This window comes from Collinsella sp. BG-O-102, assembly GCF_023656745.1.
Lineage (GTDB): Bacteria > Actinomycetota > Coriobacteriia > Coriobacteriales > Coriobacteriaceae > Collinsella.
In genome coordinates this window covers 89,319-114,615 of record NZ_JAMOKO010000004.1, presented here as the reverse complement: position 1 = coordinate 114,615, position 25,297 = coordinate 89,319, and the positions used below count along the sequence as shown (strand labels likewise).

Genomic DNA, 25,297 nt, shown 5'->3' with positions numbered 1-25,297 from the left:
ACTGCAGATAGGCACAAATGCCGTACTGAGCCCGGTTGCCTTACGCCGCCGCCTGAGCCATGCGGGACAGACGGACCAGCAGCACAAAGCCAACAACCAGCAGAACGCCAATAGAAAGGACGCCCAGCGACGGGTTGCCGGTCAGGGAGGTGACGACCGACACCAGGAAGGTGCCCATAACGCTTGCGTAACGGCCAAAGATATCGAAGAAGCCGTAGTACTCGTTGGACTTTTCTTTGGGGATGCTGCGGCCAAAATAGCTGCGGCTGAGCGCCTGCACGCCACCCTGGAACAAGCCGACCAAAATAGCGAGCACCCAAAACTCAAAGGCGGTCTTCAAGAAAAACGCGGCAAAGAGCACGATGCCCATATAGGCGGCGACGGCCACCAAGATCATATTGAGTGTGCCCACGCGACCGGCGAGCTTGCCGTAGATGATGGCGGACGGGAAGGCCACAAACTGCGTAACGAGCAGAGCCAGGACCAACTGGGTCGAATCGATGCCCAAGGCCGATCCGTAGCTGGTTGCCATGGAAATGACCGTGTGCACACCGTCGATATAGAAGAAGAACGCGATCATGTAGACCAGCACGGTCTTGTTGTGGGCGATCTCGCGCATGGTGTGTCCGACCTCGGAGAACACGCCGCCCACGATGTGGCCGATGGTGTCCCGGGGACCGCGCTCGCGACCGTACTTTTGCTTATAGGTGCGAATGAGCGGCAGGGTAAAGATGAGCCACCAGGCACCGGTGATGACAAACGACAGACGCGTTGCCAGCATGGTGGGGACGCCAAGAGCGGGGCCACCCATGATAAGCGCCAGGCAGATGATGAACGGCACGGTGGAACCGATGTAGCCCCAGGCATAGCCCGAGCTGGACACGGCGTCCATGCGCTCGTCGGTGGTAATGTCGGGCAGCATAGCGTCGTAGAACGTCATGGAAGAGTTAAGGCCGATGGTGCACAGCACGTACACGGTCAAAAATGCCATGGCGGACATTGGGATAGCCTGCGCCAGGCAAAGAACCAGGCCCGTGAGGAAGAAGCCCAAGAAGAACTTGATCTTGTTGCCGGCGTAATCGGCAAGCGCGCCCAGAATGGGCATGAGCATGGCAATGACCAGCGAGGCAATCGTCTGCGCGTTGCCCCAGGCGACCACCAGGTCTGCCGAGGAAGCACCGGTATTGATGGCGTTAAAGTAGATGGGCACCACCGAGGTATTGAGCAGCACGAGGGCCGAGTTGCCCACATCGTACATAACCCAGTTACGCTCGAGCTTGGTGTATTTCATGGACAGGGCCCCTTCGTATTCGCCCGATATGCAGTTAGTTCATCGTACCCCAATTGTCCAGAGGCGCCGGTAAGGATTCGGCAAAGGGGCACGCACGAGCCCTACTCCTCGCGGTCGAACTCTTCGTCGGCGCCGAGCACGCGACCGCTGTAATTGACGTGGTTGGTCACGGCTTCCATATCGCCGGTCTCGATAAAGCGGGCGACGGTGAGCTCGTAATCGAGCAGTGCGCGGTCAAAGACCTCGGGGAAGCTCTCGGTCGAGGCTTCATCGGTAAAGGGGCTCTTCCATGCCAAGTGGCCCAGATTGCCGGTACGCTCGGGCAGCTCGGTCGTCACGCGGTGCGCAAGGCCGTCGAGCAGCGAATAATCGTGCACCAAGCCCTCAAGCAGGGCAATCGCGCGCGTCTTGGCCGAACCGGCGGGCTCGATAGTGCGGTAGAGCAGCTGCATGTCGGCTACGGCGCCGCCGTACTCTCCCACCGGGATATCGATGCCGTACACGCGTCCGGCAACATAGCTCATCAGCACACCGGCAACGCGATTGATGCGGTCGGTAGTGACGATCTCGCCCGCCGGCGGATAATCCTCGACCGTAGCCCCATCGCGCTTGAGCTGCAGCATCAGCACGTCCAGGTCGCTTTCGAGCACGGCATGAACTTGACTGCCCGAAGCCTCGAGCTCGGGATCGGACTCGACAATGCCAAACTGCTGCTCGTAGACAAAGGGGTGGGCATTGCGATCGAGCACATAGTGCGACAGCAGGCCCAGCGCAAAGGCACGACCCAGATTGGCATCGCGCGGCTGCAGGTGCGACACGCCGTCGCGCAGGCACGAGAACTGGCGCGACATGCGCGAGCGATGCATGACCTGAGCAAGTGACATACAGTCGGAAATGCGCGGCGTGAGCATGTGGAAGAAAAACGGGTCGGGACCTTGGTTTCCCAGGATAAAGGCGATGCGCTCCTCGTCGGACGTGATAACGCCCTGCGGAAGACGGTCGATGCTTTCCTCGCCAAACAGATGATGCGTAATGAGCGCGGGCATAATAATCCTTTCGATTTCATTCGATGCAATCCATTATGCCCACCGCACAGTCATGCCAAACCTGTAACGGCAAACGATGGCACACCGACCCTTACGCAAGCCCCAAGTGCGATTTGACCTCGGCAGCGCGACGGCGGGACACGGGCACCGTCGAGGTTACGCGATCGAGCCTGAGCTCCATCAGGCCCGTGGAGCCGATCTCGACATTGTGCACGTCTTCCAAATTAACCAGATAGCTGCGGTGGACACGGATAAAGCCCTCGGAGGCCAGGCGACGCTCGAGCGAGGAAATCGACTCATTGATCAGGTACGTCCCCTCGGCGCAGACGGCGTTGCAAAAATCGGCGCGCGCCTCAAAGTAGCAGACATCCGCCACGGGAATGAACACCTTTTTGCCCCCGCGATCCACCGTCAGTCGCAAAGGCTGGCGCGGAGCATGGACGACGCGGCGAGCGCCCAGGGCAGTCTCGATCTTGTCGAGCGCCTTTGACAAGCGGGCATCCTCGACCGGTTTAACGACGTAATCGACAGCATCGAGGTTATAGGCATCGGCCGCATACTCGGCAAATGCCGTCACAAACACCACGACCGGCGGCCTCTTTAGGTTTTGCAGGGTCTCGGCAAGCTCAATTCCCGAGCGCCCGGGCATCGTGATGTCTAAAAACAGCACGTCGGGCTTGTTCGACAGAATCAGCTCCACGGCTTCGGTGACATTGCCCGCCTCGGCAATCTGACCCACACGCGTATCCTTTTCCAACAGATAGCGTAGCTCAGCCCTAATTGGGGGCTCGTCATCAACCACCAGGATGTTCCAGCCTTCGGACATATGCGCTTCCCCTCTTTTTCTCTCAATCCAACAGCGTGCTACACCGTTAGCGGCGCCGGCTCATGCGGCTCGCCGTTCAGCTCGACGATGACCTGCGTTCCCACGCCCTCCCGGGACTTCACGCGCATGCCAGAATCTTCTCCGTAAAAGAAATGGATGCGCTGAAGCACGTTGAAGAGCGCCAGGCCGCAGCCTCGCTTGATGGAGCCGTCGGCGGTAATGCTCTCGGGCTCCTCTCGGCGATGCTGCTCAAACAGGTGCGCGCAGACTTCTTCGCTCATACCGATGCCGTCATCTTCGACGATGATCTCCAGACCGTCATCGGTCTCAAAAGCCCTAACACGAATAGAAAGCGGCTCGGTCTCGCGCTGCGCATGCTTGATGCAGTTTTCGAGCAGCGGCTGCAAGATAAACGGCGGCACCATGCAATCGCGCACCTCAAAGTCGATATCGACCGAGACGCGCAGACGGCCGTCGCCATACCGGGCCTGCATAAGGTTGATGTAACGAGTGCCCTGTTCCACCTCGTGCTCGAGCGTTGTGAGGGTATCGGAATCGGACAGTGTCTGACGGTAGTAATTGGAAAAGTCGATGAGCAGCGACCTGGCCTTGTCCGGCTCGGTACGTACGAGCGACACAATGGTGCTGATGGTGTTAAACAGAAAATGAGGATCGACCTGCGACTGCAGGGCGCGCAGCTCCACGCGGGCCGTAAGCTCGTCCTGGCGTTCGAGCTCAAAGCTGGCGAGCTGCGTGGAAATGAGATCGGCAAAGCCCGAGGCCAACGCCGTCTGGCGCATATCGATGCTGCTCAGGCGGGGATAGTACAGCTCGAGCGTACCCACGCAATGCCCGCGCACGGTAAGCGGCGCGACAATGCCGGCGCGCAGGCGGGGAAAATAGCCGCCCGTCTCATTGGAGGTGTCACGCGAAAACACGCTCTGCTCGCCCGTCTCAATCACACTGAGCGTGGTCTTGAGCACGACCGGGGTGCCGGCGGGACACTTTGTCGAATCCTCGCCCCAACTTGCCAACACCTGCTTGCCGTCGGTGAAGCAGATGGCCGAGGCGATAGTTTCGGACAGAATGATTTTGGAGGCGCCCAGGGCAGCTTCGGGCGTAAGGCCACGCGACGTGTAGGCGAATATTTTTGATGCGATGGCGAGCGTACGGTCGGTTGCGCTCGATGTGAGGTCGTCGGGGACCACAAAGACATACGAGAAAAAGAAGCACAGCATGACCAGGCCGGCAATAACGACAACGCCCGGAACGGGATTGGGATTATCGGTTAAATCCCAGATAAGCAGCAGGATAAGCGCCGGAACGACAATACCGAGCAGGATGGCCTGAACCACATGCTGGGCCGTACGAAAGACCTTGGTAGAGTTGTAGCTCTTGCCCAGAATCAGCCTGTTTAAATCCACCGTCATCCCCTCTTGTCCGTAGCACCCATAGCAATGGAGAGGGCCGCAAGCGACCCTCTCCATTGCATTATGCAATCGAAAACTGTGTTTTACATCAAGCCATCGACAAACGGTATCTTAGGCGCTGTATTTGTTAGCCTCACCAAAAGTGCCAGCCTCGACGATCCAGCCGTCCTTCATGATGACGTCCATGTTGTCGGTGTTGAGCACGTGGATGTCGGCGGCGACGTCACCGTTGACAACCAGCAGGTCGGCGCACTTGCCGGCCTCGATGGAACCGGTCTCGTCCTCGATGTGGCACATCTTGGCACCGTTGAGGGTGGCGCAGGTGATGGTCTCGACCGGAGTGAAGCCGATCTTGTCGACGAACTCGTACATCTCCTCGATGGAGCAGGTGCCGTACGGGGTGACGAAGGAGAAGGAGTCGGAGCCGATCGTCATGACGACGCCGCGCTTCTTGGCCTCGCGCAGGCAGTCGTAGTTGCGCTGCAGCTCCTTCTCGACCAGGGTGCCCTCGTACTTGTCGTGCAGCTCGGGGACGTAGACGGGCGGATAGGTGGCGTACCAGGTGGGCAGGAAGGCGATCGTCGGGGTGAAGAAGGTGCCCTGCTCGGCCATGAGGTCCATGGTGCGCTCATCGATATCGAAGCCGTGAATCAGCTGCTCGCAGCCAAAGCGGACGGAATCGTAGGCGGCGGCGTGGTTGTTGTAGCAGTGACTCCACACGGGGATGCCGACCATCTTTGCCTCTTCGACCACGGCCTGGATCTCCTCGGAGCAATAGTGCTGGTCGCGACCGGAATCCCAACGCCAGATGCCGCCACCGGTAGCCCAGATCTTGATGGCATCGGGGTTCTCGCGCAGGCGACGACGGACGGCCTTGCGCAGATCCCAAGGACCATCGACCTGGTCGCCCCAGGGATGGGATTCCTTGTTGAGCTCCTGGGTGCAGTGGTGGGAGTCGCCGTGACCGGCAACGCGGCAGAAGCCCAGACCGGTGGCCAGAACGCGCGGGCCCTTAAAGACGCCCTTGTCGATGCAGTCACGGATCTGGATACCAAAGCGGCCGATCTCGCAGACGGTAGTGAGGCCGTGGGTGAGGCAGTCGTAGGCCTGCTTGACAGCGACGGCCTGCTTCTCGAGGAGCGGCTGCATGACCCAATCGGTGTCATCGTCGGTCAGGTTGCCCGAGAAGTGCAGGTGGGTGTCGATCAGGCCGGGAAGGACGGTCTTGCCAGCGGCGTCGATAACCTCAACGCCCTCGGGAAGGTCTTGCATAGCACCGGCATACTCGATCTTGCCGTTGTCGTCGACGAGAACGAGGGAGTTCTCGACCGGCTCGGCACCGGTACCGTCGATGAGCTTGCCGCCAACGATTGCGTACTTAGTGGACATGGTTCCTCCTTATGGATCCATATAGTGGGCGAGGCCATGTTGGGTTATGGCCTCACAAAGCTACCCAAGTGGTGCCGGGTTCGGTGCGCGGAAGAGAGGGGTCCGCGCACCCGATCCGCCCCGGCTAGGCGTTATTTTTTGCGGGAATTGGTGAAGGCCATGAGGGCCAGGCCAACGGCCAGCCAGCCGATCACGATGCTCCACTCCACCATGTTGAGGGAGGCGGGAGAGAACGGGACCACGAGCAGGCCAATGATGACGGCGCAGGCAGCGACAGCGAGGCTGATGCCAAACTTGCCGCCGGGCACCTCGTAGGGACGAGGCAGGTCGGGCTCGGTGAAGCGCATGCGCAGGCAAGCGAGGGCGACCATGCCGCAGGAGAAGATGAAGGCGAGAGCCGACACGTTGGTCAGAGGGATGAGCATGTTCTTGCCCAGGAACGGACCGATGACGGTGATGACGCCCAGAACGGCGCAGGCGAGCTTGGGAGCGCCGGACTTGGGATCGACCTCGGCGAACTTCTCGGGCAGCTGGCCCTTGCGGCCCATGGCGAGCATGATGCGGCTCGTAGCGCCGTAGAAGGAGTTCATCGGGCCCATGGGTCCAAGCGTGGCGATGACGAGCATGGCCAGGTACAGGAGCATGTTGATGCCCTTGAGGCAGGCAAGCGCGGGAACCGGGCTCTTAACAAACTCATGCCAGTCGAGGATGGTGCCGAACGAGTAGATGCAGACCATGTAGAAGCCGCCGGCGGCCAGCAGGGCCAGGGAGATGATCTTGCCGAACTTGTTCCAGTTGAGGCCCTCGGCTGCTTCCTCAGCCTGCTGAGGAATGGTATCGAAGCCGGCGTAGAAGAACGGGGTCAAAACCAGGACCGACACGATGCCGGCGAACAGGCTGGTGCCCTCGGTAGCGGGCTTGCCGCCGCCAGCACCGGTGACCTGGGAGAACACGGGCATGGCGTGTTCCGGCGAACCGGTGAACAGCGAGACGCCCATGGCGAGCAGCATGCCGCAGAGCAGGGCCTTGGTCAGGAAGGCCTGCAGCTTGGCGGCCGAGCTGGCACCGCGGAAGTTGAGGAAGATGACGTAGGTTGCAAAGCCGAGCGCGATCAGCGTCGGGAACAGGTAAACGTCGGCGCCCAGGATGGTGTAGAGCTTGACGGCGCGCAGCCACTCAAGGCCTGGCAGGCTGCCGAACATCTCGGACACGAGGGTCGAGATGGCGATGGCCTCCCACGGGCACAGGATGCCGTTGCCCAGGGCCAGGAGCCAGCCGGTGATGTAGCTCATCGTACGGCCAAAGCTACGATCGACATACTCGACGATGCCGCCCGAAATGGGGATAGCAGCCGTGAGCTCACCGAAAACAGCTCCGACGGGCACGAGGAAGATTGCGCCCAAGAGGAATGCGATCATAGCGGGAACGGGACCGCCGCCTACGACCATCCAGTCGCCGACCTGCAGAACCCAGCCAGTTCCGATGATGGCACCGAAACCGATGGTGAAGAAGTTCCAGAGCGAGAGCGTTTTCTTCATGCCACCGTTACCCTCGACTGCAACTTCTGCGTTCTTGTCCGCCATTGTTCCCCTCCTTTCCTTTTTGACGCCCCTTGGCGTCACCCCTTGCGCGGCCTGTCTGACCGCGCGCTTTTATTTCGTGGCTTTAAGATACGGCCTCGGCGCCGCGCTGCCGTTTATGGCTCGACCGAAGGCAGAACTGCAAAACGAGCGGCGCCGTTTTTGGGACGAACGGCGAGAGACGTCATTCGTCCTGGACGCTTTCATCTTGTCTGCTTTTGGATACCCGTTGCCGTGACGCGTGGCGCGCGGCGCGGCAACGTTCATACCATTTGTCAGGCTTTTGGCGCACATACCCATGTGTCGTGCATCTTTTTATGTAGGATAGACAAGTTACACACGAGGCAAGGTGATTCGAATGGCATACGGATACAATGACGGCGACCAACGGCCACAAAGCGTGCGCCTTGCCGGCCGCACCACACCAACGCCCAGAAGCACCTCCGACAACGGCAACCAGCAGCGCCCCCAAGAGCAGCCCGGGGCTTCTTCTCGGCAACAAAGCCGTACCGTGCAGCAGTCAGACCGCGTGAGTACGAGCACACGCCAACGTCAGACCGACATATCGCAGCCGCGCCGCTACGATCGCCGTAAGACCGACTACTACGTTAAACGCTCCTTTTCGCGACCTCAACGCAACCGCGGCAATTCCGCCCCTCGCCCCGCGTCGCACACCACAAGCCACGCACTTCCGGCCCGCCGCCTACGCCTTGCGCTTTGCTCCATTGCCGCCTGCCTCGTCTTTGTGTTTTTGGGATCCTGTATCTCGCACGGATCAGCCGGTCTTGAGCCCACTGCCGAGAACAAGCTGCTTAAAGCTCCCGTCGCGCCCGGTTACTTCTTTGCGTTCTCGACCCCACGCTCGCAATGGCAGGCCGGCACCATGCCCCACATCTACCAAATTGACCCCGCATGGTCGGAGCTGCCCTATGCCGGTGGCACTATTCGCGAAAATGCTTGCGGTCCCACTTGCCTCACCATGGTCTATATCTTTAAGACCGGCCACACCGATATGACGCCGGTCGATATGTGCGCCCTTTCCGAGGCGGGCAACTATGCCCCCACCGGCGCCACCGAATGGTCATTTATGACGCGCGGCGCATGGCAGCTGGGCCTTAACGGAACGGAGCTCCATATCGATCGCAGCTCCATCACCCAGGCGCTGCGCTCGGGTGCGCCCATTATCGCATCGGTTCGTCCCGGCACCTTTACCAGTGTTGGACACTATATCGTGCTCTGGGGCATCGACGATGCCGATCAAGTGGGAGTCTACGACCCCAACTCGGCCAGCCGCAGCGCCCGCCGCTGGGGCGTCGTAGAGGTCCTCAACGAAGTCGAAGCCATGTGGGCCTACTACTAGTCATTGGGGACACTCATTGGGGACAGACTTAAATGAGTAGTCCCAGATTGCCAGGAACCGCCGGTACGGAAAGCGCATCCCACTTTGGAACTCAATGGTGAGATGCGCTTTCCGCTAGCGGTCCGTTTGGGAAACAACATCCCGCTTTTCGGCCAAATTCCGGGATGCATTTTCCCGTTGAGGACCTCAAGGGAAACTAGATCCCGTTTTGGACGTTCATCCTGGGATGCACTTTCCGCAGTTGATCGACAGTGGCCTTTAAGGACTGTCCCAAGCTGCCGGCAGGAAAGGAATGTCCCCAAGTGCCGGATTTCCGCAGTCATTGGGGACAGACTTAAATGAGTAGTCGTTGAGGACGTTCTTGTTTGACTAGTCGTTTAAGAACGTCCCCAATGACTAGGTGAATAGCAAAAGCCCCGCAGTCGGAGCGGACTGCGGGGCTCATGAAGAGAGGCTAGTTTGTGGGCGTCTTGCCTGGCGCCCACGGGAGAGGCAACGGAGTAGGGACTACTCGTGGATGCGGGTGCCGGAGAGGCCGGCCATGGTCTCGGCGGCCTTGTCCAGGGCGCCGATGATGCAGGTGCGGCCCTTGCGGGAACGGGCGAACTTGATGGCGGCGCGGACCTTGGGCTCCATGGAACCCTTGCCGAACTGGCCCTCGTCGGCCAGGCGCTCGGCCTCGTCGGCGGTGAGGTCCTCGAGCTCCTCCTGGTTGGGCTTGCCGAAGTTGATGGCGACGTGCTCGACGGCGGTCAGCAGGAACAGGACGTCGGCGTCGCAGTCCTCGGCCAGCAGCTCGCCGCCCAGGTCCTTGTCGATGACGGCGGGAACGCCCTTGTAGCAGCCCTTGTTCTCGTAGTCGCGGACGACGGGGATGCCGCCGCCACCGCAGGCGATGACGATGAACTCGTTGTCGAGCAGGTTGAGGATGGAGTCGGCCTCGACGATCTTCTTGGGGTCGGGGGAGGCGACGACGCGTCGCCAGCCGCGGCCGGAATCCTCGACGAAGACCTTGGAGGGATCCTCGGCCATGAACTCCTTGGCCTGCTCCTCGGTGTAGAAGGGGCCGATCGGCTTGGTCGGGTTCTTGAACGCGGGGTCGTCCGGGTCGCACTCGATCTGGGTGACGACGGTGGCGGCGTGCCAGCGCTTATAGCGCTTGTGCATCTCGCGGCCGATGCCCTGCTGCAGGTGGTAGCCGATGTAGCCCTGGGACATGGCGCCGCACTCGGGCAGCGGCATCTCGGGGGTGCCGATGGCATCGTGGGCAGCGGCGAAGGCGTTCTGGATCATGCCGACCTGCGGGCCGTTGCCGTGGGTGATGATGATCTCGTTGCCCTGCTCGATAAGACCAAGGAGAGCGTGGGCGGTGTTGCTCACGGCCTCGATCTGCTCGACGGGGTTGTTGCCGAGGGCGTTGCCGCCGAGGGCGACGACAATACGATCGGGCTTGCCAAGAGGCTTAGACATTGCTGGAATCCTTTCTGTAAAAGGCCTACAACCCATTAATAACCCGCGTCCGTGCGATACGCGAGTTTATTAAGGTTTATATTCTCTTTATCGCTCATTTTATTCATTTTGAAAATACCTAAGCGGCGAACGGTCGATTTTACCCGCTCAGCGTAAAGAAGCCCAGTTCAGGCATATCTACGCCATTTACGTGCAACTTTATTTAAATAGAGCAGGGATTAGACCAGATTATGCAAACTATATCTTTGCTAAACACAAAACGGACAGCGCAATATCTTACTCGCACTATACGCGATTCTATACATTAATTTGACGAGTATGCACCCCTGCAAAAACATGGGGCTTTTCATCCAACATAAGGGATAGCCGATCGCGCTTCACCCCGCGGCAAGCGACTGCGAGTTCGCAGTATGGAACTTTACCGTCGGCTTCTGCATGAACGCTGCCGACGCCCTTTCGCTCCTGCGCGCCCAAGCAGCCGAGAACGCTAACGGCGCCACTGTCAACCTGGCCACCCTCAACAACGGCGCCGCCAGCCTTTTCGCAAAGTACCGTGCTGGTTCGCTGGCTTTGAGGCCTAAGTGAGCTTTGCTATTTGCCAATTTTTGTATGATTTGGGTCAAATCTATTTGTCAATTTTTGTATGATTAGGGGCAAATCTATTTGCCAATTTTTGTCAATGAGGTGTTTTAATGCTACGCCGCAAGGTCACTGATAGGCTTTTGAGCTGGAAGAATAACTCCCATAAGGCCCTGCTTGTTACCGGTGCGCGTCAGATTGGCAAGAGCTATGCGATTCGCGCGTTTGGAAAGAGCAACTACGCTTCGTATTATGAGGTCAATCTGCTACTTGATGCCGAGGCAAGAGACGTACTTGTTGGCGCTAAGAACTCCATTGACTTCATCAACCGTGTGGCCCTTCTTGCGGATGCACCGCTTGTTGAAGGAGACACGCTTATCTTCGTCGATGAGATTCAGGAGTATCCGCAGATCGTTACACTTATGAAGGCGCTGGTCGAGGACGGACGCTTTAGCTATGTCTTCTCGGGGTCTATGCTTGGGACTGAGTTTAAGGGGATCTCTTCTTTCCCGGTGGGGTATGTCGAGCACATTGTTATGCGGCCAATGGATTTTGAAGAGTTTTGTTGGGCAAACAGCATCAGCGAGAATGTGCTTGCAGACATCCGCAGCTGCCTTGTCGAGAGGCGTCCCGTCGAAAATTTTATTCATGAGGCGATGCTCAAAAACTTTAGAGCTTATATCGTTTGCGGCGGCATGCCGGAGGTCGTTCAGAACTATATCGATTCGGGCTATTCGCTCGTGAGAACGCGTGAGCTTCAAATTCAGCTAGTCGATCAGTACAAAAGCGATATCTCTAAATATGCATCGACTCGAGCGTTTAACGTTCGCTCCATTTTCGAGCAAATTCCCGTTCAGCTTGAGGCGGAGTCCCATCGCTTTATCGTCTCGTCTCTAGGCGAGGGAGCTCGTCTTCAAAAATACGAGCAGGATTTCCTATGGCTGGTGAACGCAGGCGTTGGATTGATGGTCCCCCAGGTGACGGAGGCACGAAGTCCTCTCAAGAGGACGGAGAAAACGACGGCCTTTAAACTATACGAGTCCGATACAGGTATGCTCGCATCGCGGTATCCCGGCAGCACGGCACGCGCCGTCTACCTTGACATGAAAACCCCCAACCTCGGCGGCCTCTATGAGAACGTGGTCGCACAGGAACTCGTTGCCCTCGGAGCAGATACGTGGTACTACCAAACGCGTGAGGTCGGTGAAGTCGACTTTGTAATCGAAGGTGCCCGCGGGCATGTTGTCCCAATCGAAGTCAAATCGGGCAAGAAAGTTCGAGCACATGCAGCCCTCGACCGTTTGATGAGTGTGGGCGAGTACAAAATTCCCGAGGCCGTTGTGCTGAGCCACGAAAACCTTTGCAAAGAGGGCAAGATCCTTTACGTTCCAATCTATATGACATTCTGTCTCGATGAGTTTATGGAAAAGGACGACCCCAACAACGATTTCTCGTTTGCACCCATATCTCTCTAGGTCATCTGAGTCCGCAAGCCAGCCCCCACGCCCAAAGTACTGCGCCTTTCGCGCCAAAGGCGCGAAACAGCAAGGGGATAGAAGGCAGCGACAACCAACTCCCCCACTATGCCCAAAGTGCTGCGATGTTTCGCGCAAAGCGCGAAACAGCACTGGGGCAGCAGAAGGCCACAATCAGCTAGCCCTCCATGCCCAAAGTGGCGCGTGGTTTCGCGGCCACGCCGCGAAACAGCGACCGGGACAAGGCACCCCCACAGCCACGTCCTTCATTCAGCCCCACAATCCGAGGACGTAGTCGTAGCAGGATCTGAGGGCTAACCTTCGCGGACACTCCGCAGGACGAAAGAACCCCCGCCGCACGTAGTGCGCAGCGGGGGTTCTTTCATGTCCGAGGACGTCCGCGAAGGTCAGCCCTCAGATCCTGCGGTGGGAGACCTAGACCTCGTTGTACACCGTCTTGAGCTTCAGCAGGTGAGCGTAGCGGTCCATGGCGGCCTGCTCGTTCTCCTTGAAGAGCTCCTCGGCGCGCTCGGGGAAGGAACGCGTCAGCGAAGCGTAACGGGCCTCGTTCATCAGGAACTCCTGATAACCGCCCGCGGGCTCCTTGGAATCGAGCGAGAACTTCTTGCCGGCAGCAGCCTCGGGGTTGAAGCGGAAGAGGTTCCAGTAACCGCACTCGACAGCCTTCTTCATCTCGGCCTGGCAGTTCTGCATGCCGCCCTTCTTGATGGAGTGCATCTCGCAGGGGCTGTAGCCGATGATGAGGGACGGACCGTCGTAGGCCTCGGCCTCGTGGATGGCCTTGAGGGTCTGAGCCGGGTTGGCGCCCATGGCGACCTGCGCCACGTAGACGTAGCCGTAGCTCATGGCAATCTCGGCCAGGGACTTCTTCTTGGTCACCTTACCGGCAGCGGCGAACTGAGCGACCTGGCCCAGGTTCGAGGCCTTGGAGGCCTGACCACCGGTGTTGGAGTAGACCTCGGTGTCGAAGACGAAGACGTTGACATTGTGGCCGGAAGCCAGGACGTGGTCCAGGCCACCGAAGCCGATGTCGTAGGCCCAACCGTCGCCGCCGAAGATCCAGAAGGACTTCTTGGTGAGGTAAGCCTTGTCGGCGAGGATCGCCTTGGAGGCGTCGCAGCCGCACTTCTCGAGCTCGGCAACGTAGGCAGCGGCAGCGGTCTTAGAAGCCTCGACATCGTTGACGGAGTCGATCCAAGCCTGACCGGCGGCCTTGAGCTCGTCGGACGGACCGTCAGCGGCGATGATCTCCTGCGTAGCAGCGATCAGCTTCTTCTGAACGGCCTCGTAACCGACGGCCATGCCCAGACCGTGCTCGGCATTGTCCTCGAACAGGGAGTTGTTCCACGCCGGGCCGTGACCGTCCTTGTCCTTGCAGTAAGGAGCGGTGGCAGCGGGGTTGCCCCAAATGGAGGAGCAGCCGGTGGCGTTGGAGATGAACATACGGTCGCCGGCGACCTGGGTCACCAGACGCGCATAGGCGGTCTCGGCGCAGCCGGCGCAGGAGCCGGAGAACTCCAGGTAGGGCTGCTTAAACTGGCTGCCCTTGACGTTGGCCGCGATGAGCTCCTTCTTCTCGGAGACGTTCTCGACCATGTAGTCCCAAACGGGCTGCTGGTCCATCTCCTGCTCGGTGGGAACCATCTCGAGGGCGCCCTTGGGGCAGACCTTGACGCAGTTGGTGCAGCCCATGCAGTCGAGCGGGGACACGGCCATGGTGAACTTCATACCCTTGGCCTTGGGGCCCATAGCGTCGAGCGTGCGGGTAGCCTCGGGCGCGGCGGCAGCCTCGTCCTCGGTCATCGCGAACGGACGGATGGTGGCATGCGGGCACACGTAGGCGCACTGGTTGCACTGGATGCACTTGGTCTCGTCCCAGTGAGGAACGACCACGGCGACGCCGCGCTTCTCGTATGCGGAGGCGCCCAGCTCAAACTGGCCGTCAGCGCAATCGACAAAGGCGGAAACGGGCAGGCTGTCGCCATCCATGCGATCGATGGGCTCGAGCAGGTTCTTGACCTGCTGGGCGATGGCGGACTTGGTCTCCTCGGAGAGCTCGACGGGGGCGGCATCCTCGGCAGTTGCCCAGTCGGCCGGAACCTCGAACTTGCGGAAGGCGGTAGCGCCGGCATCGATAGCCTTGTGGTTGGCGTCGACGATGGCCTGGCCCTTCTTCATGTAGGACTTGGTGGCCGCGTCCTTCATGTACTGCAGGGCGTCCTCGGCGGGCAGGACCTTGGCCAGTGCGAAGAAGGCGGACTGGAGCACCGTGTTGGTGCGCTTGCCCATGCCGACCTTGGCAGCCAGGTCGATAGCGTCGATCAGGTAGACGTTGACGTTGTTGTTCGCGATGTAGCGCTTGGCCACGGCGGGCATGTGCTCGGCGAACTCCTCGTCGCTCCACTGGCAGTTGACCAGGAAGGTGCCGCCCGGCTTGACGTCGCGGACCATCTTGAAGCCCTTGACGATGTAGCTGGGGTTGTGGCAGGCGACAAAGTCGGCCTTGGTCACGTAGTACGGCGAGCGGATCGGAGAATCACCAAAGCGCAGGTGCGAGACGGTGACGCCGCCGGTCTTCTTGGAGTCGTACTGGAAGTAGGCCTGAACGTACTTGTCGGTGTGGTCGCCGATGATCTTGATCGAGTTCTTGTTGGCGCCGACGGTACCGTCGCCACCCAGACCCCAGAACTTGCACTCGATGGTGCCGGGGGCTGCGGTGTTGGGCGCATCCTCGGCCTCGGGCAGGCTCAGGTTGGTCACGTCATCGACAATGCCGATGGTGAACTCGCGCTTGGGCTCGTCCTTCTTAAGCTCCTCGAAGACAGCAAACGCGGACGCGGGAGGCGTGTCCTTGCTGCCCAGGCCGTAACGGCCGCCGACGACCTTGATGCCCGTCTTGCCGGCCTCGTAGAGAGCGGAGACGACGTCCTGGTAGAGCGGCTCGCCGATGGAACCCGGCTCCTTGGTGCGGTCCATGACGGCGATCTTTTTGACGGTCTCGGGGAGAACGTCGACAAAGTGCTTGATGGAGAACGGACGGAACAGGCGAACCTTGACCAGGCCGACCTTCTCGCCGTGAGCGTTGAGGTAGTCGATGACTTCCTCGAGCACGTCGCAGAAGGAGCCCATGCACACGACGACGCGATCGGCATCGGGAGCGCCGTAGTAGTTGAACAGGCCGTAATCGGTGCCGAGCTTCTCGTTGATCTTCTTCATGTAGCCCTCGACGACGGCAGGGAGCTCGTCGTAGACCTTGTTGCAGGCCTCGCGGTTCTGGAAGAAGATGTCACCGTTCTCGTGGCTACCGCGGGTGTGCGGGTGCTCAGGGTTGAGCGCGTGGTCGCGGAAAGCCTGGACGGCGTCCATGTCGCACATCTCGGCAAGATCCTTGTAGTCCCACATGGCGACCTTCTGGATCTCGTGGCTGGTGCGGAAGCCGTCGAAGAAGTTAAGGAACGGAGTCTTGCCCTCGATGGCGGCAAGGTGAGCCACCGGCGAGAGGTCCATGACCTCCTGGACGTTGCCCTCGGCGAGCATGGCGAAGCCGGTCTGACGGCAGGCCATGACATCGGAGTGATCGCCAAAGATGTTTAGGGCGTGGGAAGCGACGCAACGCGCGGAGACGTGGAAGACGCCCGGGAGCTGCTCGCCCGCGATCTTGTACATGTTCGGGATCATCAGGAGCAGACCCTGAGAAGCCGTGTAGGTAGTGGTCAGAGCACCGGCGCCCAGCGAACCGTGAACGGTACCGGCTGCACCCGCCTCGGACTCCATCTCGACGACCTTGACCGGGGTGCCGAAAATGTTCTTGCGACCCTGGGCCGCCCACTGGTCGACATGGTCGGCCATCGGGCTGGACGGCGTAATGGGATAGATTCCCGCTACCTCGGTGTACGCATACGAAACATATGCGGCCGCCTCGTTGCCGTCCATAGACTTAAACTTACGCGCCATATACCCCTCTCCTCTCATATAGGTATACAGGCCCCGGCGATCGCCGGGATGTTGGCGTGATGGGATTTTCGCTGTTGCTTCCGATCATCTGACAGGCGGACTCAGCAGCAGGTACATGGCGTGGAGAGAAGGCATGCCGGGACGAGGAGGGCTGCACGCGCTCCACAGGCCCAGCTACCCGTCTTGCACATGACCGAGCGCCGCAAAGGCCGCATGCCGGATGCTCCCGGGCACGCCCCGGCGATGGGAAGCGCCCGCAACGGAAATCCGCATGCGGGTTTATTGTACCCCGCCGTCAAGTGTAATTTCGGCAAATATAGGCGGGCGGTAAAGGTTTACCTTAGGTGACTGCCAAGGGGCGAGATGGCCCCTCGGACGGAAAAGTCGCAGCCTGCATCGAGAGTGGATAATCTCCCACTTTTTGCCTGTATCTTGACCAAAAGTGGGAGATTATCCACTCTCATGGGTTGTGCGTCCGAAAATCCTCTCTCGTGCGTCCGGAAATCCACTCTCGTTTCTCTATCGCCGACCACACGGCAGTTGCGGTGAAATGAGGACTGTTTTTGCCGGTCGCGGCCTTAAACAGTCCCTATTTCACCGCAACTTATTTAGGAGATGAGTTAGAGGGCGCCGAGGAGGATGGCGTAGGTGGTGGATTCGCCGAGTTTGAGTTCGTCACCGGGGTTGAGCTGAGCGGAGCGGCCGGGCTCGACCTGGGTGCAGACGTTCGTCGCGCCGTTTACCACCACGGTTCCGTTGGTGGACGACAGGTCCTCGACGTACCAGACATTTTGGTCATCGCACCACACGTGGGCATGGCGAGCCGAAACGTCATCGCCCACATCGGTGATATCGCCCTCCCCCGTCGCCAGCGCACCGATCTCCACGCCCTGCTCGCTCGGCTGAATCCAGCGCGGGGCACTTACCACGTAACCGTTTTGCACGCGCAGCAGTCCCAGCGGATGCGCAGGCGCCGCCTCGTGATTGCCCGTGACCGTCGAGGTGCTCAGCGAGCGCGGCGTCGACGTGGCGCCGCCGCAGGTCGCATGAGCGTAGTCGATGGCATAGGTCACCGAGGATCGAACATCCGCCGAGCAGCCGACGGCGACAAACAGCACCAGCGCGGCCTCAGCACGCTCGGCGGGCATAAGCTCCGCCGCCTGCGACAAACGCTCGACCGCATTGCGGTAGAGATTCGTGTCCTGATGGCATTCCTCGAGCGCCCGCACCATGGGCTCGCCGGCGGGCCCGCACACCATGTTGATCACCGCCGTGGCATTCATGGGATTGCGGCGGCGCAGGGCAAGATGCGACATGATGCGCGCGGCCGAGGTGCCGTAATCGGCAAAATAGCGCTCCTGCAGCGTGCCGACCGGAGCGCGCACGATAAAGCGCGAGACCCAGGAGCGATCGGCGGCGCGGCTCTGGGGGCTGCGGCCATCGGCCAGCGGACGGCTCGAAAGCACCATGCCACATAGCTCGATATGGCTCAGGTGCGCTGCGCGTTTAAAGATGTCGAACATGGCTCCGCACGGGGTGAGCTTGATTTGAGATGCCATGGCCTAGACCTCCTTGGTCGCAGAGATAGTGTCGGATACTTCGGCCGGCCCGCCAAAGGCGCGAACAGCCGCGGCTCCGCCGGCAAGCGGCGTCGCCATGGGAATTTTCGCACGTCGTGCTGACACGACGGGAAGCTCAAAGGCAAACCCCATCGCCAGCAAAAACCACGTGAGCGCATAGGTTGCAATTATGGCGGCCACCAGGCCACCCGCCACGGCATGCTGGGAAAACACGGCGCATGCGAGTGCGGCCAGAGCCGGAACCTCACAGGCGGAAAGGGCCAACACGCCCTGCAGGAACCCCGCGCGGCGATTGCGCGCCAAGGCTCCGACGGCAATGCCCGCCACGCTCGGCAGCGCCAACGCCAGCACGGCGACGATGCCCGGCAGTGTGCCGGACCACGAAATGTGCCCCACGGCAACCGTCATACGAGCACCCGACGCCAGCAGCGCCGCCGACACCACCATAACGGCCCATACGAGGCCGCAGACAGCCGCAGCGCCAATCATCGCAGCGCGACGGACCGCGCGACCGGACGCGTCCATGGGACAGGGCATGAGCGGCTCGGCGCGAAGCGAGCGGGCGACATTTTGCGCATAGTGGTCGCAAAATGCCGAGAGCGCCGCCTCCACCGCAGCCGGCTCGGGACGATCTTCCTGATGGCAGGACAGGCAGGCCATCACCACATCGAACAGCTGAGCGTCGACAAACGCCAGCGCATCGCGCAGATCCTCGGAATTTGGATCGAGCCCCAGCTGCTGAGCCTGTTCGGCCGCGGCAAGTGCCACATCGGGCTCGCGTCGCAGCAGTTGCGTCAAGTCGCAGCCGGGCGCGTGGGCGCCGACGGGATAATCGGGCAGCGTATCCATCTTGAGACGATAAGGGCTGGCGATATCGCGCGTCTTTTTGCGCGAGCCCGAAGTACCCGACGTGCCCGGCGCTACTTCGTACGGCGCGACACCGGCGATGAGCTCATAGACCGTGCTCGCCGCGGCATACACGTCGATTGCCGGCGACATGCGCAAAACGCGCAGGTCGGCAATATCGTCGGTGAGCATCTCGGGCGGAGCGTAGGCAACCGTCGCGCGACGCAACGTGGCGTAGCGCTCTGTAAAGGACTCCCTGCCGCCGGTTCCCGCCACCGCAGAGGCAGGCTCGAGCGCCAGCGACGAGCCAAAATCGATGAGGCACAAATCGAACGTGCCTTCGGCAAGCTGTCGGTCGAGCGGCAGGCGCGCCGTGCGCACCATAATATTGGCCGGCGAGATGTCGCGATGGACGAACCCCTCCCCCACCAAGCTCATGCGGCAGAGCAGATCGAACAGGTCGCGACCCAGGCGCGCCGCCACGAGCGGCGACAGACGCCCGGCATCGTCCACGGCAAAGCGCGGGCGCAGGCGAGCGAGCGTCTCGCCCTCGACCCACTCCATGACAATCGCGGGCACGCCGTCGACCTCGCCCCATCCATACAGGCGGGGAAAGCCTTTAAGGCCCGAAAGGGCGCGATGGCATTCATATTCCTCGCGAAACGCCGCCTTGAACTTGGTGACCAGCGCCTCGTGGGCGACATCGTCATCAAATTCGTCGCGCGTTGGCAAGATGAGCTGCTTGAGCGCCACGGCCTCGCCCTGCGCGTTGACGGCACGCGTCACACGGCCGATACCACCACGGCGCATGGTGGCGTCATCGGCAAACAGCATCGTAAAACGGCGAAGGTAGGCGGGAAGCTCGTCCGTGCCCAGGGCGACGGCCGGCTCAAACCCGTCGACGCGCGCCAGGCGCAGGCCCACCATGGGATCACGGTTGAGCGACTGGGCTGCCGCAGAAGCGAGATCGTTCGTCATAGGGCGATCGCCGCCAGGCTATTGTTGAAGTTGTTAAGCGCAATGTCATCATCGCCGTAATGCCCCACCCATTGGCACAGGTTGGTGTAGCAGCCCCATAGGTTGGCGTACTGCCGATACCACTTTGAGTGGGGAGAAAACGTTTGCCGGCCAAACTCGGCACGGATGACAAACATATCGTTGGCCAGGCTATCGCACGGCCCGGTATCGCCTGTTGCGTTATAGGTCGAGACCGCGCTATTGGCGCGGGCGACATAGTCATCGAGCATGTTGTATTTGGTCACGAGCCAATTGTGGATTCTCTCCTCCTCGGCAGCCGAGAGACCACCCGAGCCCGTGTCGCCGCCGGCACCGCCGTCCGTCGAGCCGCCACTCGAAGATCCACCGCCAGCGGCGGAACCCGAACCGGAACCGCCGTCCGAGCCCGCCGAACCGGTGCCAGAACTGGACCCGTCCGAGCCGCCGGGCTTACCCGCCTGCTGCGTATCCTGCTCCTTCTGCCGCTCCGCCTTGTTAACGACAGAAGCCACGCTGTTATTGGAAAGCTTCGTAATGACCTTGGTGTTGGTGAGCACGATGGTCTTGCCGTTTGCCAGCGTGATCTCGTTGGACGCCCGCTCGCCCTTGTCCGCGGGATCGACGTCAAACACGGTGCGCCCGACCACGCTCGCCCACGCAAATCCAGTTGTCGTTCCCAAGTCGCTTTTGGTCTTGCGCCCAATATGCAGCTCGCGCGCAGCATGCGCCTGTACCATGGACGGCACCGTCATGCCATAAGCCGAAACACCGGCTATGACCAGTACGAGCGAGCAAGACAGCAGCACATACGCCCGAGGCGCCAGGCCCAGCCGGCGCCGCATGCGCACCGCGGCGCCATGCTTTGTCTGAGTGCCCCCGGGCCGCATGCGTTCTCCTCCAACAAAAACACGCCGCTTAAAAGCGGCGCATTCTTTCATATCCACATTTGAGTGTATCAGCGAACCAAAAAGGTTGCGCAACGAATGGGCAAATACGAGGTGCAAGTGGACCCATCCACGCAATAAGCGGATGAAAAGCAGGTTTGTTGCACAACAAATGCATGAACACGTGCCCAATTATGAGCGCCCCGTGCGGCAGGCCGACGGGACATGCCGCGGAGCTGACGCCGCCTAGATCGCGCGGCGGGCCTCGATAGCGCGGCCGAGCGTGAGCTCGTCGGCATACTCCAGGTCGCCACCCACGGGCAGGCCGCTCGCCAGACGCGACACCTCGACGCCCAGTGGCTTGATGGTGCGAGCAAGGTAGCTCGCCGTGGTCTCGCCCTCGATATTGGGGTTGGTGGCGATAATGACCTCGTGGATATCCTCATGGCCCAGGCGCGCCAGCAACTCGCGGATATGCAGCTGCTCGGGACCGATCTTGTCCATGGGGCTGATCACGCCGCCCAACACATGGTAGAGGCCGTGGTAGCTGCCCGTGCGCTCAATCGCCTGGACATCGCGCGGCTCGCCCACCACGCAGATGCGGGTGGTATCGCGCATCGGGTCCTGGCAGATGGAGCACTCGTCGGCCGTGGCGTAGTTAAAGCAACGGCTGCAAAAGTGGACCTCCTGCTTGACCTCCAGGATGGCCTCGGCCAGGCGGCGGGCCTCCTCGGCATCGGCCTCGAGCAGGTAGTAGGCGATGCGCTGGGCCGACTTGGGACCAATGCCCGGCAGACGACCCAGCTCATCGAGCAGTTTTTGCAGACTGTGATTCGCACTCATTATATGCGTGTCTTAGAACGGCATGCCCGGGATGTTGAGACCGCCGGTGATGGCGCCCATCTGCTTGTTGGCGAGCTCGTTGACGCCGCGGACGGCCTCGTTGACGGCAGCCATGATCATGTCCTGCAGCATATCGACGTCCTCGGGATCGAGCGCATCGGGGTCGATGGTGAGGTTGACGAGCTCCATCTCGCCGTTAACGGTCACCTTGACCATGCCGCCGCCGGCAGAGGCATCGACGGTCTGGGACTTGAGGTTTTCCTGCGCGGCGGCAAGCTGCTCCTGCATCTTGCGGGCCTGCTTCATCATCTGCTGCATGTTCATACCGGCCATGATGGCTCCTTTACGTGCGGCCGCGCGACAAGCTGCAAGGGCAGCCGAGGCGCGGCGGGACTTTCAAACTCAAAAATCGTACCACGGCGCGGGGCAAGCGAGCGGGGCGGTCGTGCTACCTCAGTCGATATACACGTCCTGGAGTGCAAGCCGCGCCCAAAGATTATGCAAAGTTGAATAATTCGCATCTACATAATATCGAAAGCTAAATCTTGTAGAGCCGGAACCCGGCATTTGCTGCATCCAGCTAGATAGCAAAATGCTAAACCGCCGCTCGAGGTGGCGCTCATGACGGCATGGTAAAATTTGATTGTCATAGATAGCAATTTGGAGGTGCCCATGAATGCCCCCGACATGCTCCAAAACATCCGCTCAAAACACCCCGTTGCATATGTGGTTCTCTATCTCTTTGTCGGCTGGGCATTGCTGGTTGTCATCACCCATGCCATAGCCTTTGGAGCAGAACTGCTGATAGCCAGCTCGGACCAGCCCGTCGTCAAATGGGAAGCGACCGATGAGTGCACCGACGGAACCCGAACCATTTACTACAACAGCCCGTCCCTCTACCAAGAGTTCAAGGTCAAGATAAAGGGCTCCAAGATTGTCGATGCCGAACTGGGTTCTTTATTTACAATCGGAGCAACCGTCAACGCCGAGCAAGTCGAGTACACGGACAGCCATGCGACATATCGCATCGACCTCAGCATCCTAGGCCGACCGTCACGTGCCTGTCTGCTCGAATGCGATATACGCGGCACCACACTACACATGTCCGAAATACAGATGCGCCCGGACAAAGAGATCTCTTCTTGAGCAGCGTACCCGCCCGCACGGTTACTCCACCGGTTTGAAGATGGTGGCCTGGCCAAAGACGTTGCGGATGAGAGCTTTGGCCTCGTCCTCGGTCTGCGGAATGCTCGGGGCTGCGCCCTGGTGGCCGAAGGGACTGCCGGCGCCGGGGTTGGACTCCCAAGGGGTAGCGGGGGCGTCCTCCTCTTTGGGGGCAGTTGCAGCGGACTTGGGCGCGGGCGCCGCACCCGGCACGTCGAACGGGGGCAGATCGTCCCCGCTCGTATCGCCGGCGAAGCCGCCGACCATGGCGTCATCGTAGGGCACCTGCTCGGATTCCCACGGTGCAGACTGCGCAGACGGCTGAGCCTTGGGAGCGGACGCGCGCTCGGGCGCTCGGGGTGCGGGCTCGGTCGGGAGCTTGCCCGTGGCAGGAGCGCCAGCGGGGTTGTCGGAGCGCAGCCAGGGGGCTTTGCCCAGGTCGGATGACTTGGGCGCAGGCGCGGCGGCGGGCTTGGGCGCGGGGACCGGAGCAGCCTGTTTGGGCGCAGCGGGTTCAGGCGCCGACGGGGTCGGTGCCGCTACCGGTGCCGCTTTTGGCTGCGTCGCGCTGACGTTCGAGGATGCAGGGGCCGCCGAGGACACGGGTTGCGGGTCCGCAGATGCCGCAGCCCGTGCAGATGGAGAATGCTCCTCATGTTGAGGAGCCAGCGTGCCACCTCCATCCAGGACGTAGTCGACGGTGCGACGACCGAAGACCGCACTGACTGTCGGCAGGACCACCGACTGCGTGTCGGCGCGTCCGAGCATCTTGATGGCAAAGGTCGAGCCCGCGGGGAACGAGACCGTGAGCTTGGAGCCGTCGTCTGCTGTGGCGCGGGCATTGAGCAAAAGCCCTGCGTAGGAAGCCTGACGCGCCTTGACACGCTCGACAACCTCAGCCCATTTGCGCTGCAGCTCTCCGGCATCCTCGACCGCGGAGGTCTCGGCGGCACCAGCGGCAGCAACCTGGGCGGCGTTGTTGGACTGGGGCTTAGGTGCCGGAACGGTGGCAGGCGCGGGGGCCGGAGCCGCAACGGGTTGAGGTGCAGGCGTTACAGGTTTGGGCGCCGGCGCAGGAGCCGCGGACTTGGGCGCAGGCTGGGCAGCCGGAGCGGCAGCACCACGGTCCCAAGGCATACCGCCCTGGCGCGCGGACGTAGCAGCAGGGGCAGCGGATGCCGCCGGAGCAGCAGCACGGACGCCCGAAATTAGCGTCGGCTGCTGGGCAGCAGCGGGTACGGATGCTGCAGGCGCGGCGGCCTGAGCAGCAGCCACGCTCGCCGGCACCGCGGCATTGGCAACCATGGCCTCCAGGCGTGCCACGCGCTCGGCCAATGCCTCAATCGTTATATCAGCCTCGGGACGTGCCAGGCGCGTGCAGGCGATCTCGAGCACCAGGCGCACATCGCTCGCGCCCCTCATCTCCAGTGCGGCATCGTCGAGCACTGTCAGCACACGGGCCAGGCGGTCGGCAGGATGCTCGCCAAAGGCAGCGGCCTCGGCAGCAAGCGCCTCGGCCTGCTCGGAGCCGCCCTCAAACAGCTCGGCACGGGCACCGGCAACGCAGGCAACGTACACGTCACGCACATGCGCCACCAGGTCGCGCGTCAGTTCCAGCAGGTCGTTTCCTTCCTCGACCTGCGCACGAATCAGTCCATAGAGCTCGGCAACATCGCGATCGGCAATGGCACGGGAAAACTCGCCCAGAATCTGGTCCGAAACCTCGCCTAAAAGCGAGCGGGCGTCGTCCGCATGCACAGAACCGTTGCCAAAGACGCTCAGCTGCTCCAGCGTGGACAACGCGTCGCGCATGCCGCCCTTGGCATGACGCGCCACGATAGCCAGCGCCTCGTCGTCGTAATCGAAGCCCTCCTGCTCGCACACGTATGCCAGGCGATGCTCAATATCCTCGTTGCCGATGCGATGGAAATCGAAACGCTGGCAGCGCGAGAGGATGGTCTCCAGAATCTTTTGCGGGTCGGTGGTGCACAGCACAAAGATCACGTGTGCCGGCGGCTCCTCAAGCGTCTTGAGCAGCGCGTTGAACGCCGCCGTCGTGAGCATGTGGACCTCGTCGATGATATAAATCTTGTACTTGCCGCGCACCGGGGCAAAGTTGACGGAGTTGATGATCTCCTCGCGCACGTTGTCCACGCCCGTGCGGCTTGCGGCATCGAGCTCGTAGACGTCCGGATGGTTGCCCTCGGCGATGAGTTCGCACTCCTCGCAGGTGCCGTCGGGCATGCAGCCGCTTGCTCCCTCGGCGCGCGCCGCCTCGGCATTGCGGCACAGCAGCGCCTTGGCCAGAATGCGCGCCATGGTGGTCTTGCCCGTGCCGCGCGGTCCGCAGAACAGGTAGGCGTGGGACAGGCGCCCCTCGGTGATGGCGTGCTCGAGCGTCGAGACGATATGCTGCTGGCCCACCACGGAGTCAAAGGTGAGCGGGCGATACTTTCGGTACAACGATTCCATGGGTGCTCCCCCGGGTATACTGAGTCCTGTTGCCGCGGCGGCCATGCGGTCGCACGGCATACTGCATCCATAATAACCCGTACGGCGAGCC

General features: G+C 61.1%; 18 protein-coding genes. 4 read left to right on the top strand and 14 right to left on the bottom strand.

What is annotated here, in order from left to right:
- Positions 1-40 precede the first annotated feature (40 nt).
- The 6 genes from NBH09_RS03305 to NBH09_RS03280 form a co-directional block, all read right to left on the bottom strand.
- Complete coding sequence (locus NBH09_RS03305) at positions 41-1,291, bottom strand: MFS transporter (RefSeq protein WP_250787044.1); 1,251 nt, start codon at positions 1,289-1,291, stop codon at positions 41-43.
- A 101-nt stretch (positions 1,292-1,392) separates the two neighbouring features.
- On the bottom strand, positions 1,393-2,337 hold the full coding sequence (locus tag NBH09_RS03300; RefSeq protein ID WP_250787043.1) for a zinc dependent phospholipase C family protein: 945 nt from the start codon (positions 2,335-2,337) through the stop codon (positions 1,393-1,395).
- A 91-nt stretch (positions 2,338-2,428) separates the two neighbouring features.
- Positions 2,429-3,163, bottom strand: a complete 735-nt coding sequence (locus NBH09_RS03295) for a LytR/AlgR family response regulator transcription factor (protein ID WP_250787042.1) — start codon at positions 3,161-3,163, stop codon at positions 2,429-2,431.
- 38 nt (positions 3,164-3,201) lie between these two features.
- On the bottom strand, positions 3,202-4,587 hold the full coding sequence (locus NBH09_RS03290) for a histidine kinase (RefSeq protein ID WP_250787041.1): 1,386 nt from the start codon (positions 4,585-4,587) through the stop codon (positions 3,202-3,204).
- A gap of 117 nt (positions 4,588-4,704) precedes the next feature.
- Positions 4,705-5,982 carry a metal-dependent hydrolase family protein gene (locus NBH09_RS03285; protein ID WP_117655955.1) on the bottom strand — a complete coding sequence of 426 codons (1,278 nt, stop codon included), beginning with the start codon at positions 5,980-5,982 and terminating at the stop codon, positions 4,705-4,707.
- A 131-nt stretch (positions 5,983-6,113) separates the two neighbouring features.
- Positions 6,114-7,565: an APC family permease gene (locus NBH09_RS03280; RefSeq protein WP_250787040.1), complete on the bottom strand. Its 1,452-nt coding sequence runs from the start codon at positions 7,563-7,565 to the stop codon at positions 6,114-6,116.
- A 355-nt stretch (positions 7,566-7,920) separates the two neighbouring features.
- Here NBH09_RS03280 and NBH09_RS03275 point away from each other — a divergent pair, with 355 nt between their 5' ends.
- Positions 7,921-8,922 carry a C39 family peptidase gene (locus NBH09_RS03275; RefSeq protein WP_250787039.1) on the top strand — a complete coding sequence of 334 codons (1,002 nt, stop codon included), beginning with the start codon at positions 7,921-7,923 and terminating at the stop codon, positions 8,920-8,922.
- 507 nt (positions 8,923-9,429) lie between these two features.
- On the opposite strand, the gene arcC is transcribed toward NBH09_RS03275, so the two are convergent.
- A complete protein-coding gene (arcC, locus tag NBH09_RS03270) occupies positions 9,430-10,392 on the bottom strand; it encodes a carbamate kinase (RefSeq protein ID WP_006235166.1) in 963 nt (320 codons plus the stop codon).
- A gap of 435 nt (positions 10,393-10,827) precedes the next feature.
- Here arcC and NBH09_RS03265 point away from each other — a divergent pair, with 435 nt between their 5' ends.
- Positions 10,828-10,977, top strand: a complete 150-nt coding sequence (locus NBH09_RS03265) for a hypothetical protein (RefSeq protein WP_156333784.1) — start codon at positions 10,828-10,830, stop codon at positions 10,975-10,977.
- A gap of 107 nt (positions 10,978-11,084) precedes the next feature.
- Entirely contained in the window at positions 11,085-12,446 is a 1,362-nt protein-coding gene (locus tag NBH09_RS03260) for an ATP-binding protein (protein ID WP_089573252.1), read from the top strand.
- A gap of 435 nt (positions 12,447-12,881) precedes the next feature.
- On the opposite strand, the gene nifJ is transcribed toward NBH09_RS03260, so the two are convergent.
- From nifJ to NBH09_RS03230, 6 genes are all read right to left on the bottom strand, one after another.
- Positions 12,882-16,421 (bottom strand): pyruvate:ferredoxin (flavodoxin) oxidoreductase, encoded by a 3,540-nt coding sequence (gene nifJ / locus NBH09_RS03255; RefSeq protein ID WP_250787038.1) that lies wholly within the window; start codon positions 16,419-16,421, stop codon positions 12,882-12,884.
- A gap of 620 nt (positions 16,422-17,041) precedes the next feature.
- A complete protein-coding gene (locus NBH09_RS03250; protein ID WP_250787037.1) occupies positions 17,042-17,980 on the bottom strand; it encodes an FHA domain-containing protein in 939 nt (312 codons plus the stop codon).
- A gap of 3 nt (positions 17,981-17,983) precedes the next feature.
- Positions 17,984-19,825: a serine/threonine protein kinase gene (locus tag NBH09_RS03245; protein WP_250787036.1), complete on the bottom strand. Its 1,842-nt coding sequence runs from the start codon at positions 19,823-19,825 to the stop codon at positions 17,984-17,986.
- Complete coding sequence (locus NBH09_RS03240; protein ID WP_250787035.1) at positions 19,822-20,730, bottom strand: hypothetical protein; 909 nt, start codon at positions 20,728-20,730, stop codon at positions 19,822-19,824. Before NBH09_RS03240 ends, NBH09_RS03245 begins: the two co-directional genes overlap by 4 nt.
- Before the next feature lie 243 nt (positions 20,731-20,973).
- Positions 20,974-21,570, bottom strand: a complete 597-nt coding sequence (gene recR / locus NBH09_RS03235; protein ID WP_006235173.1) for a recombination mediator RecR — start codon at positions 21,568-21,570, stop codon at positions 20,974-20,976.
- Between the two features lie 12 nt (positions 21,571-21,582).
- Positions 21,583-21,903, bottom strand: a complete 321-nt coding sequence (locus NBH09_RS03230) for a YbaB/EbfC family nucleoid-associated protein (RefSeq protein WP_006235174.1) — start codon at positions 21,901-21,903, stop codon at positions 21,583-21,585.
- 339 nt (positions 21,904-22,242) lie between these two features.
- Between NBH09_RS03230 and NBH09_RS03225 the strand changes: the two genes are divergently transcribed.
- Positions 22,243-22,716 (top strand): hypothetical protein, encoded by a 474-nt coding sequence (locus NBH09_RS03225; RefSeq protein ID WP_250787034.1) that lies wholly within the window; start codon positions 22,243-22,245, stop codon positions 22,714-22,716.
- Between the two features lie 21 nt (positions 22,717-22,737).
- On the opposite strand, the gene dnaX is transcribed toward NBH09_RS03225, so the two are convergent.
- A complete protein-coding gene (gene dnaX, locus NBH09_RS03220; RefSeq protein WP_250787033.1) occupies positions 22,738-25,206 on the bottom strand; it encodes a DNA polymerase III subunit gamma/tau in 2,469 nt (822 codons plus the stop codon).
- Positions 25,207-25,297 lie beyond the last annotated feature (91 nt).